General features: G+C 53.2%; 13 protein-coding genes and 1 pseudogene. 4 read left to right on the top strand and 10 right to left on the bottom strand.

The window, feature by feature from the left end:
- Positions 1-11 precede the first annotated feature (11 nt).
- The 3 genes from LCH65_RS22180 to LCH65_RS22170 are packed head-to-tail and all read right to left on the bottom strand — an operon-like array spanning position 12 to position 1467.
- Positions 12-503 carry an addiction module antidote protein gene (locus tag LCH65_RS22180; RefSeq protein ID WP_003372378.1) on the bottom strand — a complete coding sequence of 164 codons (492 nt, stop codon included), beginning with the start codon at positions 501-503 and terminating at the stop codon, positions 12-14.
- Positions 496-819, bottom strand: coding sequence for a type II toxin-antitoxin system RelE/ParE family toxin (locus LCH65_RS22175; protein ID WP_072366997.1), 324 nt, complete (start codon positions 817-819; stop codon positions 496-498). Before LCH65_RS22175 ends, LCH65_RS22180 begins: the two co-directional genes overlap by 8 nt.
- 54 nt (positions 820-873) lie before the next feature.
- Positions 874-1467, bottom strand: coding sequence for an Sbal_3080 family lipoprotein (locus tag LCH65_RS22170; RefSeq protein ID WP_003432636.1), 594 nt, complete (start codon positions 1465-1467; stop codon positions 874-876).
- 298 nt (positions 1468-1765) lie between these two features.
- Between LCH65_RS22170 and LCH65_RS22165 the strand changes: the two genes are divergently transcribed.
- The gene (locus LCH65_RS22165; protein ID WP_003432637.1) at positions 1766-2602 is read left to right on the top strand and encodes an AraC family transcriptional regulator; all 837 of its coding nucleotides are present in this window, start codon (positions 1766-1768) and stop codon (positions 2600-2602) included.
- Positions 2603-2651: 49 nt separating this feature from the next.
- Positions 2652-3227 carry a LysE family translocator gene (locus tag LCH65_RS22160; protein ID WP_226439797.1) on the top strand — a complete coding sequence of 192 codons (576 nt, stop codon included), beginning with the start codon at positions 2652-2654 and terminating at the stop codon, positions 3225-3227.
- Positions 3228-3403: 176 nt separating this feature from the next.
- Here the strand turns inward: LCH65_RS22160 and LCH65_RS22155 are convergent, their stop codons facing one another.
- Positions 3404-4219 carry a formate/nitrite transporter family protein gene (locus LCH65_RS22155; protein ID WP_058416080.1) on the bottom strand — a complete coding sequence of 272 codons (816 nt, stop codon included), beginning with the start codon at positions 4217-4219 and terminating at the stop codon, positions 3404-3406.
- Between the two features lie 443 nt (positions 4220-4662).
- Between LCH65_RS22155 and msrA the strand changes: the two genes are divergently transcribed.
- Positions 4663-5169 (top strand): peptide-methionine (S)-S-oxide reductase MsrA, encoded by a 507-nt coding sequence (gene msrA, locus LCH65_RS22150; RefSeq protein ID WP_003372371.1) that lies wholly within the window; start codon positions 4663-4665, stop codon positions 5167-5169.
- 187 nt (positions 5170-5356) lie between these two features.
- Here the strand turns inward: msrA and LCH65_RS22145 are convergent, their stop codons facing one another.
- The 3 genes from LCH65_RS22145 to LCH65_RS22135 all read right to left on the bottom strand — a co-directional run bounded on the left by LCH65_RS22145 (position 5357) and on the right by LCH65_RS22135 (position 6978).
- Complete coding sequence (locus LCH65_RS22145) at positions 5357-5668, bottom strand: XRE family transcriptional regulator (RefSeq protein WP_003372370.1); 312 nt, start codon at positions 5666-5668, stop codon at positions 5357-5359.
- Positions 5669-5859: 191 nt separating this feature from the next.
- Positions 5860-6651, bottom strand: a complete 792-nt coding sequence (gene trfA, locus LCH65_RS22140; protein WP_226439827.1) for a plasmid replication initiator TrfA — start codon at positions 6649-6651, stop codon at positions 5860-5862.
- Positions 6652-6759: 108 nt separating this feature from the next.
- Entirely contained in the window at positions 6760-6978 is a 219-nt protein-coding gene (locus tag LCH65_RS22135) for a plasmid-related protein (RefSeq protein WP_080479916.1), read from the bottom strand.
- An 89-nt stretch (positions 6979-7067) separates the two neighbouring features.
- On the opposite strand from LCH65_RS22135, the gene LCH65_RS22130 reads away from it, so the two are divergent.
- Positions 7068-8492, top strand: a complete 1425-nt coding sequence (locus LCH65_RS22130; protein ID WP_226439796.1) for a helix-turn-helix domain-containing protein — start codon at positions 7068-7070, stop codon at positions 8490-8492.
- Positions 8493-9049: 557 nt separating this feature from the next.
- Here LCH65_RS22130 and LCH65_RS22120 read toward each other — a convergent pair.
- The 3 genes and pseudogenes from LCH65_RS22120 to LCH65_RS22110 all read right to left on the bottom strand — a co-directional run bounded on the left by LCH65_RS22120 (position 9050) and on the right by LCH65_RS22110 (position 13430).
- Positions 9050-10813, bottom strand: a complete 1764-nt coding sequence (locus LCH65_RS22120) for an ATP-binding protein (protein WP_080479913.1) — start codon at positions 10811-10813, stop codon at positions 9050-9052.
- A 2-nt stretch (positions 10814-10815) separates the two neighbouring features.
- Positions 10816-11976, bottom strand: coding sequence for an SIR2 family protein (locus LCH65_RS22115; protein ID WP_003372812.1), 1161 nt, complete (start codon positions 11974-11976; stop codon positions 10816-10818).
- 384 nt (positions 11977-12360) lie between these two features.
- A pseudogene (locus LCH65_RS22110) lies at positions 12361-13430 on the bottom strand (site-specific integrase).
- Positions 13431-13488 lie beyond the last annotated feature (58 nt).

The raw sequence follows: 13488 nt of genomic DNA, 5'->3' as shown, positions 1-13488 counted from the left end.
GCCTGGACAGCTCACGCGCTGGCTACAGTGCTTTTCGCTGCGCGCTGGCCATTATTGGCCTTGCCTGTGGTGCCCTCTCTGACGAGCTTAGGCTTTGCAGCAGCCTTGGCCGAGGCTACTTTTGCTGCTTGCCGCGGTTGCTTACTTGACCCGCTATCAACAGAATTCGTCGCAATTGGCTGCACGGTTAGCTCTACTCCAACGGCCTCCATCAGCTTTCTAATGGTGTCATAGCGAGTCTTCGCGCCGCCCTTAAGCGATTTATAAAGGCTTTCCCGATTAACCCCGGCATCTCGGGCAACCTTGTTCACTCCTTGCGCTTTCGCTACCTCGGACAAAGCCTTCATGAGTAATTCAGGATCTTTTGCCTTCATGCTTTCAGCAAGGTAAGCACTGATCGTTTCCGGATTGTCGAGAAAGCGGGAGGCTTCATAGCGGCTGGTACCGGATGTGTTGAGGTTGAGGATAGGCATCTCCTCTGGAGTTGATTTGATTTCAGTCATTTGATCTTACCCTCATGGCATCAAGAATCGCTTTCGCCTCCTTGATACCGCGTCTTTGGTCGGTTTTGTCACTACCCGAAAGCATAAGGTATTCGGCTTGACCCGAGCGTACGTAGTAAACACGATACCCTGGGCCTACAAAAACCCGCATTTCGCTTACGCCTTCGCCCACTGGTTCAGAGTCACCAAAGTTGCCTGCTTTGGCTCGATCCAAACGGACCAATACAGCAGCCTTGCCTTTTGCATCTTTCACACCGTCAAGCCAGTCATCGAACTGAGACGTGGTGCTTATGGTGTACTCGGTGGTATTCGTCATAGCTTTGAGTGTGGCCTATTGGCTACAGTTTGTCGAGTGGGCTGACATAAGGTCTTACTCAGCCATGATCTGGTTATAGCGCTTTTGATAGTCAGCATAGGGGAGTGCCTGCTCTTTGAGCAGATCAAGCTGTTGCTGCTGGTAAGCCTCTTTTGTCAGCGGCGATCTGCCGGCAACAGAGTTCGAACCTTTGGCTCCCTTCAGTCCGGCCGCGCCCTTTGGAAATAACTGATTAGTCATTTCGGTTATCTTTTTCTCGGCATCGATAAATTTATCGATTACGCGACCGCCACCCCAGCGTGAATCATACTCAGCCTGACCGACCTGCTGACCAAATTGATAAACGCGAATATCGGCGTAACTCATGTAGATCGCCATATCCCAGCTCCAGGTCCCGATATAAGTCGTTGTCAAAGGGCAACTGGATGGGCTGCTGCCCGGCGGGATTTGTCGTGTATGGAAGCCTTTCTCGGTCAGCAATCTTACGTAGGTTGTATTGAATCCCTCGCGCAGGCCATCGGCGGGAATCATGCAGATTTCCGGCGCCAGGTCCGAAGACAGCTCGACGGGAGTCACTGTTTGCTTGATGGTGCAACCAGACGCAAATACTGCTGATGCCAGAATCAGGGGGGTGTAAAGGGTGCGCATGGCGACCTCCTTGTCATGAGTTGGGCGGCGAAGGTATCACGGCTCGTGTGAGTTCACTCGTCCCGACTATGGAGAGGTCGATTTGCGCTTTTATTGACGGTTCGCCGCGGCCTTGAGTCTTAAGGCTCTACCGAGCGTTGCGAGTGTTTGGCGAACTCATTGTGTCCGCCCCGACCGTATCACCAGCATCCCATGCACCTTCAAGGAAAGTCGGACCAGGAAGATGAATGCACGAATGTTCCAGACTCACCTTCTGACGTCAGCGATAACCAATCGCTTTCATCGATTCAGGTGTTTTATGCCTTCCACACACTGGATAGACCTCGCTCGCGACCTTGATACAGGCATCGAGACGCTGCACGCGCACTTTCAGGGGCATGCCTATGATCCCCATTGGCATGACAGCTATCTGGTGGGCGTTACCCGGCAAGGTGTGCAGCAGTTCAATTGCCGCCGTCAGCGCCATGCCAGCACGCCCGGGCAGGTGTTCACACTGGAGCCGGGAGAAATCCATGATGGCAATGCCCCGTGCGCCGAAGGGTTCACCTATCAGATGCTGTACCTGGACCCGCATTGGCTGAGCCGGGAGCTCAGTGGGTTGTTCGAACAGGCTCCCGACCAGCATTTGCCTTCTTTCGCCAACACCCTGCAAACCGAATCACGGCTGGCTCACGCGGTCACGTTCGCTTTCACGGCGCTGCACCAAAATGAGCTACGCATCGTTCGTCAAAGCGCGTTGGATGAATTACTGGCGCAGCTCATTGATCGGGTGCAATGGCGACGCATGACCGATCCCGATCCGCGCTTGCCGCAAGTGGCCTTGCGGGCGAGGGATTATCTGCACGCGCATCTGCATCAGGACGTGGGCATGAACGAGTTGGCAACTGTTTGTGGCGTCGACCGCTTTCGCCTGACGCGGGCGTTCAAGGCCGCCTTCGGCCTGCCGCCTCATGCATATCTGGTACAGCTGCGCCTGGCCAAGGCTCGTCGAATGCTGGCAGCCGGAATCTGGCCCGCTCAGGTGGCCAGCGATCTGGGCTTCGCTGACCAAAGCCATCTGGGCCGCTGGTTCATGCGCGCCTACGGACTTAGCCCGGCGGCCTATCGCTTGCGCTGCTCAAACCTTCCAGACTGATCCTGCGGTATGTCGCAGCATGGGCTTTTTCAGCCCTGGATTGCCGATCATGCTGCCTTTCATACTGTTCGCCTTCGTCGCCTCGATCACCCCCGGCCCCACCAACATCCTGGTATTAAGCAACAGTGCCCGCTTCGGCTGGCGCGCCGTTGTACCGTTGATTCTGGGAGCCTGCACCGGCGCTGCACTGTTGGTGTTGCTCGTCGGCATAGGTGTCGGCCACTCACTGCTCGCGATCCCCAATGCTCAGCGCGTCATGGCATGGGTCGGCGTGCTGTGGCTGACCTGGCTGGCCTGGAAGATAGGTGCCAGCCCGACCGACTCAATCGAGCGGCAAAACAGCCTGCCGATCGGCTTTATCGGTGGAGCAGCACTGCAAATAGTAAATCCCAAGACTTGGGTCATGGCGCTGGCGGTGGTCAGTGTATTCAGCCAGCGCAACCCGGTGTCTTACCTGGCGCTGGTGTTCTTTCTGATTTCCTTGCCCTGCCTCGGCAGCTGGGCGCTGATGGGCGCAGGCTCGACCCGCTGGCTCACATCGCCTTGGCGAGTGAAGTGCATGAATAGAGTGCTGGCGGTTTTGTTGCTGCTGGCGGCGTGGATCGGTTTTATGGACAGTGTCTGAACGTGTGCGGCATGGGTTGGCAGCAGGCACGCGAGGAGTCGGCTTCATTTCAAATCAAAGGCTGCTCTTGTCGAGCAACTCGACTATTTGCTTGTGACGTGAGTTTTGCTCTTCAACTTGCTGGTTTGCTCTGCGGTCGTCATCTCTTTTCACCGCAGAGCTTATATGGCGTCAGATTATTTCGGAGCTTGCGCGCCGCTGGTCCTGGACAGCTCAGCAGGTCGTGTTGCCGCATTGAAGAAAGCCAAATGATAGGCCAGGCCGACGAACACCGCGCCGCCCACCGCGTTACCCAAAAATACCGGGACGAAATTGTCGCCGAACTGCGCCCAGCTCAAGGCGCCGGCAAAGATCGCTGCAGGAATGACGAACATGTTGGCGACGATGTGCTGAAAGCCGATCGCGACGAATGCCATCACCGGAAACCACATGCCGACCACTTTACCGATCACGTCCTTGCTCGCGTAGCTGAGCCACACCGCCAGGCACACCAGCCAATTGCAGCCAATGCCGGAGATGAAGGCCTGTTCAAAGCTGGCCCCCACCTTGGCATTGGCGATGGCCACGGTCTTGGCCATGAAGGCGCCTTCAGTCAGCCCCACCACATGGCCGAAACAATAGGCGACGAACAGCGCGCCGATCAGGTTGGCCAGCGTCACCAGTACCCAGTTGCGCACCAACTGACCCAGACCGATACGCCCGGCGAACAGCGCCATGGGCAGGCTCATCATGTTGCCGGTCAGCAACTCGCCACCGGCCAGCACCACCAGAATCAGCCCGACCGGAAACACCACAGCGCCCAGCAGATTGCCCAGCGACGCCCACTCGTGAGGGATCATCGTGCTGACATGAATATCGAGAAGAAACCCGAGGGCAATGAAAGCCCCTGCCAGAAAGCCCAGGATCATCAATGACGGCAGGCCCAGGTGGGCCTTCTTGACGCCGCTTTCGACGGCAATTTCAGCGATTTGCTGCGGGGTGTTCAAAGACATGGTGGGCTCGTGCGTGGTCGTGGGCTGAGCGGGGGGATTAAAAGCTCAAGCGGTGCGCGCATCTGTCGCACCGGGAAACAACGTTACGGAATGTTTCGGAGGATGGCTAATCGGATGTTTTGATCGGGTGATTGAGAAGGTCGATGACTGGGGAGGATACTGTGGGGGGAGTGGGCTTATAGTGGTTTGGTTGGCAGGTTTGTAGGGGGTCAACTAAACCCGATCACTGAGTTGTCAGCGACCGAGCCATCTTGGAAACGCTGACTCAAGCGCTCAAGCCAGCCGATTCTGACGCAACGGTAGGCAACGGAGCAAGGCGCCAAGGCTTCTGTAAGACGTTTACTCGTTCCGCAACACGATCCTGTTTTTTACTTCATCCGGCTTGGTATTGCCCGGCATCACCCCATAACTATCCCTGTCTCCATAAACCGCAAGGACAGACCATGACCAACCCAACCGAAACCGCCATCCTTGCCGGCGGCTGCTTCTGGGGCATGCAAGATTTGTTGCGACGCTACCCCGGCGTGCTGCACACGCGAGTCGGCTACACCGGTGGTGACGTACCGAACGCCACCTACCGCAACCACGGCAATCATGCCGAAGCGATTGAGATCGTGTTTGACCCGGCGGTGATCAGCTACCGGCAGATTCTTGAGTTCTTTTTCCAGATCCATGACCCGAGCACGCCTAACCGGCAGGGCAATGATCTTGGGCCAAGCTATCGTTCGGCGATTTACTACCTGAGCGAACAGCAAAGGGATATTGCCGAAGATACCGCAGCTGACGTGGACGCCTCCAAGCTGTGGCCGGGGCGTGTGGTCACGCAAATCGAGCCCGCCAGCGAGTTCTGGGAAGCGGAGCCGGAGCATCAGGATTATCTGGAACGGATACCGAACGGGTATACCTGCCACTTCATCCGGCCGAACTGGAAGTTGCCCAAGCGGGCTTGAACCTGAATCGCACCGGAAAAGGCCGCGATAGGGGGAGAGCGCAAAAGCTGGCCTGCCCCTGTCATGCAGGCAACTGTAGTGGTAATCAGACACTTCTCTCTGGTGATATTCTCGCCTGAATGAGTGTCTGGAGTTACTAGACCACTACACTCCAATGAGACGGACATCGAACACTGAAATAATTTTTCTATAATATCTCTAGCTGTTGCCGCACCTTGGGCGGTAGCCAATCAAATTCAGGTAGATTGATTTCCTCGAGGGCCTGCAGCATGGCTTCCAAATCGATCAGGGCGTTAGTTTGAAAGCGACCGATCAGAAGCTTGCTTAACTGCACCTGTGGAACGCACGCCAGTCGTGCTGCGTCACCAAGTGACAATCCTTTTTCCTCTATGAGTCTGATTATTGAGGACACCGTTTGTGCTTTGACCAGCATTTCCTCCGCTTCTGGATCGCTAAGATCAGTGTATACGTAGCCGCGGCCTGCTTCGACCTCAGTCATTGTGGCCTCAAAGCTGTATTAGGATGATTAGAAAGGATTAAGGGGGCCTGCATTGTCTGCGCAGCCCTCAAGGGGCAAGGCTTCTAGCCAGTTAGGCCTGTGGATAACTTATCCAGCGCTACGGTATTTGCTAGCCGACGCTACGGTATTTTCTAGCCAATGCTACGGTACGTCTATCCAACGCTACGGTACTATTTTTTGCTCTCAAAGCCGCTGGCTTTCCTCGCAATATGCCTGGCTTGGCTACTGGTTGGGGTTTTTGTGACATACACGTTGCCACTGCTGATTTCGTAGCTAAACGTCTGTCCGTGTAGACTGCTTGCGTCCTTAAGCGCGTCCAATGCTCTTCGAAGATTCTGTTCACGGCTGGACGCAGAGCTATTGATGCTGCTTGCCATCATCATCAATGTGCCAATTGATACAGGATAGGGCTCAGCATGGGTGGAGAAATACCCATGTAGCCACTGTGCTAGCGGTATAGAGTTCAAAGCCCTGCGGACGGACCAATCGATGTGGGTGAAGTCATTTGGCCCGAATAGGTTAGAGAGCTCAAGGTTCAGCGTGATAACCAGCTTCTGCTCCTGATCATTTCTATGGATCGAGTCAATCAGACCTCCCGTATAGGAATGGCACTTTGCACTTATCTCGAGCTTGCCTGCTGCCAGTCGGAACAAACGCTTGTAGAGAGTTTTCCTATTACTCCCGGCATCCGTCTTCCCTTGTAGTTTCAGAAGCTCGTATGCGCTGGTTTTAAACGATGTCCCCATCTGCTTTTGGCGAGCGATATGCAACAACGTGATCCAGACATCTAAATCGCCCTGGTCCAACCGTGGTCCCGTATATCTCATTTGCGTAGGCCTTTGAGTGTAAATTTCAGCGCGCTGTAGGAAGGCGTTGCTAGCGGAGCGACTGGACCCGAAAAGCGCAGACCGGAGAGTGATATTGGGTACGCCTCGCACTTCGTCTGGCCAGCTCGTCAGCACCTTTTCAGACCTGTCTGGTTCCAGTGATACTACCGCCGGAGTGGGTGGGAGATTGGAAGCCCGTTCCACCAGTCGCGATAGTTTGGTCACTGCGGACACGGGCTAGTCTTACGCTTCGTCGATAAAACGAGCTATGCCAGCTACGCGGAAATAAACGCGCCGACCAATTTTTATCCTGCAGGGTTTCAAGTTTCGGGCGATGTCGTTGTCCCCCGATAATGTTATGCGCAACCCCTCTGGGCTGCGATGAAGGATCTCTGCGACCTGCGATAGTGACAGTAGGGGAGAGCCCCCGTTGCTGGTCAGAATTAGCTCTTCGGTTGTCATGTTTCTTTGCCTACAGTGAGTAATGTAGGTAGAACATTACGAGTAATTACGCCTAGAATGAGGCGATTGTTTTTAACTTATAGGTTGACATGGCGCGTCTCGATTACCTGACGAATCTGCTCGATGTTTACGATCACGATCCTCGTTGTTCAACCCAGTTTGCTTCTGGCTACAGAGCGGTGTTAAGTCGACTTAACGCTTCTTCGAGCCTAACCTCCAGGCGCTATCCCATCTGGCCTCTGGTGAGGGCGAATTTGGATGGGCCGTTTGATCAGTGCCTAGCTGGCTACAAGGGCGACTGGGCCAAGAGTTTGCTGATTGGTGCTCGGCTGTCGGAAATGGCCCATATCCCACCACCTTTTTACGCAGCACCTTACGTTGCACGACCTGAGATAGATGGAAGCGGTCTGACGGCAGATGTTCTGGCTCGCGATTTGATACCTGCTAGGCCAGAAAATATGCCGGAGATCGACTGGCAGCTCCAGAACTTGGATCGCTGGGATTCAAATATTAGGGTCGCCATTCGTAGTTTGCTTAGTCCGAACGGCGCGCCGTTCGAAGGCGCGGAATCGCTTTGCGGGGCTTTGGAATCTATACGTGACTTGTTTCGATTGATGCGCCACTTCAGGCCTCTGCGTACAAAGGCATTGAGGGACTTTGATGCCGCTATAGATGATCGGACCCGTCCACAGGATGGCGGTTACTGTGAGCTTTGCTGGCGTGTAAGCATTCGGTCCAGCAGACTGGACGAGCTTGCAGCTCAACAGCGTTACGAGGTCGGTGAAATTGTCCGTTCAGGTCAGTGCCAGCTCTCTGCTGAAGAACAGGAAGCCAGGATGGCTCAGGCTTGGATGCTGGAAAGCAGCCTCCAGCTTTCTCCATCGTGTACTTTGATATCGAAAGCCGAGGCTGCAAAGCTGCGTCTCGTATTTGAGCGGTTTCGCGTCGAGAGAATCGTTGCTGGGAACCTAAGCAGTCGGCACTGCCATGTACATAAGCCTGGCTCGGCCAAATACCATGCTGACCTACGCTACAAACCTGCGTTTCAACGACACCTTTCCGCACTGAGCAGGTTGGGAAGATCTGAGTTTGCATTCAATTTTCTGCCACCCAGCTCCCCAGATATTCAGGAAATAAGAAAGGTCGCTTATGATCAGGTGCATGCAGGCTTGCATGTTGTCACGATAGGTAAACCCTCATCACTTGGGCTGCGCGAAAAAGTTTGGCTCATGCACGAAGAGGGCATCAGCCAATCAGAGATGGCAAGACGGTTAGGAATATCGCGTCAGGCGATATCAAAAGCCAAGAAAAGCCTAGAGTTACTGATGAATACGCACCATGCAGGCAGCTATATCAACCCGCTAACCGGTGAGGCGCAGGTTCCAGAACCAATTAGAAAGGCGATAAGGGATGCCGTGGTGAAAGGGCTATCGATCACGGTAATCGCTAAGGAAGTGGGGCTCAGCAAGGGTACAGTCGATGGGCTGATACGCCTGATGGGGAACTCTAAGTAAAGGCACAGTGCTAGCCGCTTTTGCTCCGGCGGATTTTCAGCCGGGGGAAAAGGGGCTGAAGATTTGGCTAGGAAGACGGAGTCGGGTCAGCTGCGTGATTGTATCTGCTCACTCATTCAGTCTTCGGTCAGCGAAAACTCATTTGCTTTAAGCAAGAATTTGCATCCGATTGACTATCGCATGGCGACATGAGGCCCGGCAAAAATCGGCGAATGGCGTTAGTAGCTCCACTGGCTGTGAGTAGAGCCGTTGGAAATCTGCCTAACGTAAACTTTGACCTGCTCTGATCGTTGACCTCCGCTGCCCAGTATAAAGCCGGGCTGAGCAGCGTCGTCGCTGAAAAGGTTTAGGCATTTCGCCCATTTGGTTTGTGGTTAAGTGTCATATGAATAAATTGGCCCCTTGATTGTCCTGGCGCGGTGAACGCTTCCCACACGTGCGGAGGACAAGCTGAGTACCACCACTCCACGCCATTGGGAAATCTGACGTAAATGGTTTCAGAATCCGCATCGTATTTTTCTGCAATTATTCGCGTCGAACCAAATACAGCAATCCATTCAGTCATTTTCAGCCTCGTAGGTACCGCGCCATGCGGCTAGTGGTTCACTTATATTTGGGAGATTCGGAGCTTGACGCCAAGACTCGAGCGAAGGATCTTCTGCTCGCGGCATTGGATTCGGTTTATCCAGCATCGCCCGTACCGGCAGTACAAGCGCTTCTCCGCTGACTATCGCTTCTCCTGTTCGCAATGACGGTAAGACCGATGCCAATCCTGCCACGCTGTCAGGTAACGCAGCGCGAATTGCTCCTTGATCTCCGGCATTCGTAAGACGAAGCGCAATTATCGTTCCACACTGCGCTAGCGCTGTTTCCGGGAGTTCAGTTGGCCGCTGGGTTACCAACATTAAACCAACACCGTATTTACGCCCTTCTCGGGCGATCCGATTGGCTGAGTCGCGCGTAGCAGCGCTTGCAGATGCTCCGAGGTATCGATGTGCTTCCTCTAGGACAATTAGAACCGGACTTGGGCGCCCGATTCCTGGCCCATCCGGCTCACTACGCAATGCGACTTCAAACAGCATATTTAAAACGACGCCGATAGCAAGATCTGCAGCTGCTGCAGGGACCCCACTGAAATCTAGGACCGATATCGCGCGATTCCCACCTAACCAATCTTGCATCACCTCAACGAGTGGGTCAGTACCAGAAGGATCACCCATAGGCTCTTGAAAAAAGCGTAGACGCGGGTCAAGTAGTCCTAAACGAATTAAATCAGGCGTTGAACCGTAGACTCCGAATGTAGGACTTTGATGAGGCGGTTGACCTCCAGGACCATACGGCTCGAATTGGCCTGATCGCAATGTAGCTGCATCGCCTGGGTCAACCAGACACGCCGTTCCGGGATCCGATTTTGCTCGGCGAGTCTCACGATTTTCTGAGTCCAGTTGGTGCCAAATTGGACGGATATCAAATGGAACTGGCGTATCCGCAGTGACTGCATTTGGATCAAGTGTTAACCAGCTAGAGCTCGAAACGAATTCCCGACGTGCCTGCGCCACGAGATCGTTAAATCGATTAGTGAATGTGGGGCCGCCTGGCCCGCCGGCAAATATTCTTACTATGTCGTTCGCAGGCAATGCCCAGTATGGAACTCTGAGGCGGTTAATATCATCAGCGAGCACACTACGAACGGAGGCGCTCTCGGCAAGAGCACGTCCATATTCTCCATGCGGATCGACAACTACAATATTGGCTGCGTTCCAGCCGCCTCTTATAAAGCTCTGTAGTAAAGATGCCACTACAGTTGTTTTGCCGGATCCTGTTGAGCCTACGACCGCAGCATGTCTTACGACAAGCTTTTTCGCGTTAAGACAAACTGGTACATCTTCGGTTGCGGATAAACACCCTAATCGTAAATGTTCATCATCCGCATGGGGGAAGATAACGGCCAGTTCTTCAGGTGTCGCGAAATGAACAGGGTCATCGAGCCCGGGAAATACACCAACTCCTCGTTGAAACCGCCCCGTTGCCCGATCAATCTCCCCAAGTAATTGGATTTCTAACCAGCGTTCGTCGCGCTCAATAGTATCGGAAAGGGCTACTTTTCCCACAAGCTCTGCGATACCTACAAGAGTTACAGTAGCAATAAGATCGATAAGGCCCTGAGGTATTCGAACGAGTGAGCCGATTTGTCCAATAGGTTGGAGCCGCCCCCGGTAAATTGGTGCCACTCCAGCGAGGTTGGGATCGAGTGCAACTATGACAGTAGCACCAAGAACGTTCTTTACCTTACCTATGCACGTCGGATCTTGCCATGACATGCTTATTCTCCTGCGCCTAGACTTTGGATTCCCGCTGCCAGTTTTAGTATGTTTTCGAGTCGAATATTATTATCAAAATCACGGCTAGTGCTTTTTGCTAGATACTCGGCCAGTTTGCTGAAGTTTCCGAGTAAGAATGAATTTTGTTCATATATACCAGAACAGTCTTCTTCTGCTTCTGCCCAGTTAGCCCTTACCCCGCCTATGATTGCCTCTCGATTGCCTAGCACCTGAAGGTTTGGCGTCAAAAGTGCTCGGTCGGCCAGGATGCCCGGGATGTCTGAATAACAAAAAACAACTATTTCTGTGCGCTCACGCCGCATCGCTGCATCAAAGATTAGTTCGTTTAAATGAGCATCTCCGAACGAATATCCAGCCACTAATACAAGCGTTTCTGGTTGGTGAAATGCTCTGCGCATACGATCTTGGAGGACAAGAAAGGGTACTCGCCTAGACTCTTCATATTTTGTATCGGAGGGATATATAGCTGCTGCCATTTCATTATGGATCGGCTGGCCGACTCGAACAATTTGGCGATCGTCTTCCCATGCCCAGTTGACGGATCCGTGTAGCTTCCATAAGCGTGAAAAAAAGGCAGGAATACTCTCTGCTTCAGAACCTGGCCGAGTTTCCACTAGATCCGTTTGAAATCGGGCGCGCAAATTTCCAATAAACCCGTCAAAATAAGGGACTTGCATTTCTTCAAGTGCGGTCTCAAGTAAAAGGTCGTAGTTGACTGTGAAGATTTCTACTGGCGTGTGGTAGTTTGTACGGGCAAGCCAAGCGGCAAAGTATCTACTTGGTGTGTGGTTGGCGTTGCTAATATCTAACTCTTTAATTATTATTTGACAGATAGCCAGGTCTAAATCTAATGCTGTCTGGGCAGTGAAGTTGTCTAGAGTTTGATCGCCATCTAACAGTGCAGTTATTCGCCGTAGCCGACTAAGGCCTTGTTCCAAATTTCGACCTTTCAGCAGTAGAGTGAATAGGGTTTTTTGGTCATTGCTGAGGCTTACAAGCACTCGTTCCTGCAATTGGGCAATGTCTGGGAGACCGCATGCTTTCGAAGTGCCAGCTCCAAAAAAGGTACATACGTGCCTTGAGCGCGTTGCCAGTTTCGCCCCTAAGTCAGAGACAAATCGTAAGGGGTCGTGCGTGGCCATATCTACACCAATTCCTTGAGGGTGTAAGCAGGCTAGACCAAGTATCACAGTTGCGTGGTGTTATTCGGTATAATTTATTTGATCGTGAGGCTTTTTTTAAATCACTCTACCTTCCTTAGGACCTAAGGCATTGTTATAGAAGCCATTTTTTATTGAGCAAGTCTGCCTGCTATTGACGTGCAGCTCCTCATAATACGCACCTTAAAAATATCCAAAGCACTGGTAGCCCACCTAACGCGAGCTCTCAATGCCACGCACTCATTCCTTTCTTCGCTTTTATGGGCTTTCAGGTTTCTCCCATTCATGTCGGGCACCGTTTGCAATATTTACACCGGCGAATGATCGGTAACGTCGAATGTAAAAGCTAGGCGGCTATGCATTCACTCAGTTAGGGGCTCTCGCCTCTAGCTTGTCCAATCGGCTTACCAGATCCTCGGCGCGCAGATGCGTGTAGCGCTTCAGCATCTGCATTGACTTATGCCCGCTGATAGCGGAAACCTCCTGATCAGAAAGGCCCCCCTCTACTAGTCGGCTGACTGCTTCATGGCGAAGGTCATGAAAGCGTAGGTCAGGCATCCCCAACTTGGTCCTCAGCTTGCCCCAGGTTTTGGTGAAGGCATACGCACTGCGCTTACCCTCTTTGCCAGGCTCCCCAAAAAACACCAGGTCGCAATCGATTGGTCGAATAGGGTTGCTCATCGCAAGTTGGAAGGTGTCAGTGGCTAACCGGGTCAGTGGCACGGTGCGAGCGCTATCGTTTTTTGTGTCAGAAAGGCGCACCACACGTTTTTTCAAATCAACCTGATGCCGACGCAAAGATGTTATCTCCGAAGAGCGCATGCCTGTCTCCAAAGCGATTCGAACGATCCAGCCAAGCATCGGGTTGCTGTGCGCGTTCACTGCAGCCAGCAACCGGCGTTCCTCCTCGGCAGACAGTCGCCGATCTCTGCCTTCGCCATGACTTGGCTTGCGGATGTTCAGCACCGGGTTGAAACTTAGCCCCAACCCCCACTCCTGGAGTGCCCCGGTGTACAGGTGGCTAAGAAAGGCAAGCTCCAGGCGCACAGTGTTGTTGCTTGTTGGCTTGCCGCGACTGGTGATCGAGGCTAGGCGCGTATCTCGGTAATTGGCAATGATTTCTGCGGATAGTGCAGCCATCGAGTATTTGCCTAGATGGCTGATCAACTGCTGAGCTTTTGTTGCTTCGGCGCGCTGAGTTGTCGGTTTCTTCGTTGGGCTGATCTCGGCCAGATATCGCTTCAAAGCCATGGCTAACGTCATGCGCTCTGAACCGCCCCGCTGGATGTACACGCCTCTGACCATCTCATCTTCTGTGCGACGGGCCCAGTCTTCGCATCACGCTTTGTACGAAAGGTCTTCGCGTTGGCGGGCCAGCCGGTTTTCCGCACCAGGGCTTTCCAGGTACCAGCGTCTGTTTTGACGATGGTGGCTATTTTATTTCTGCTCCAAAAACGTACCGTTGTCTTGGCACTGTACTGATTTTGTACCTGT

The sequence above is a fragment of the Pseudomonas sp. MWU16-30316 genome, from assembly GCF_020515645.1.
In the GTDB taxonomy this organism is placed as follows: Bacteria; Pseudomonadota; Gammaproteobacteria; order Pseudomonadales; family Pseudomonadaceae; genus Aquipseudomonas; species Aquipseudomonas cerasi.
This window is presented reverse-complemented; position numbering and strand designations above follow the sequence as displayed.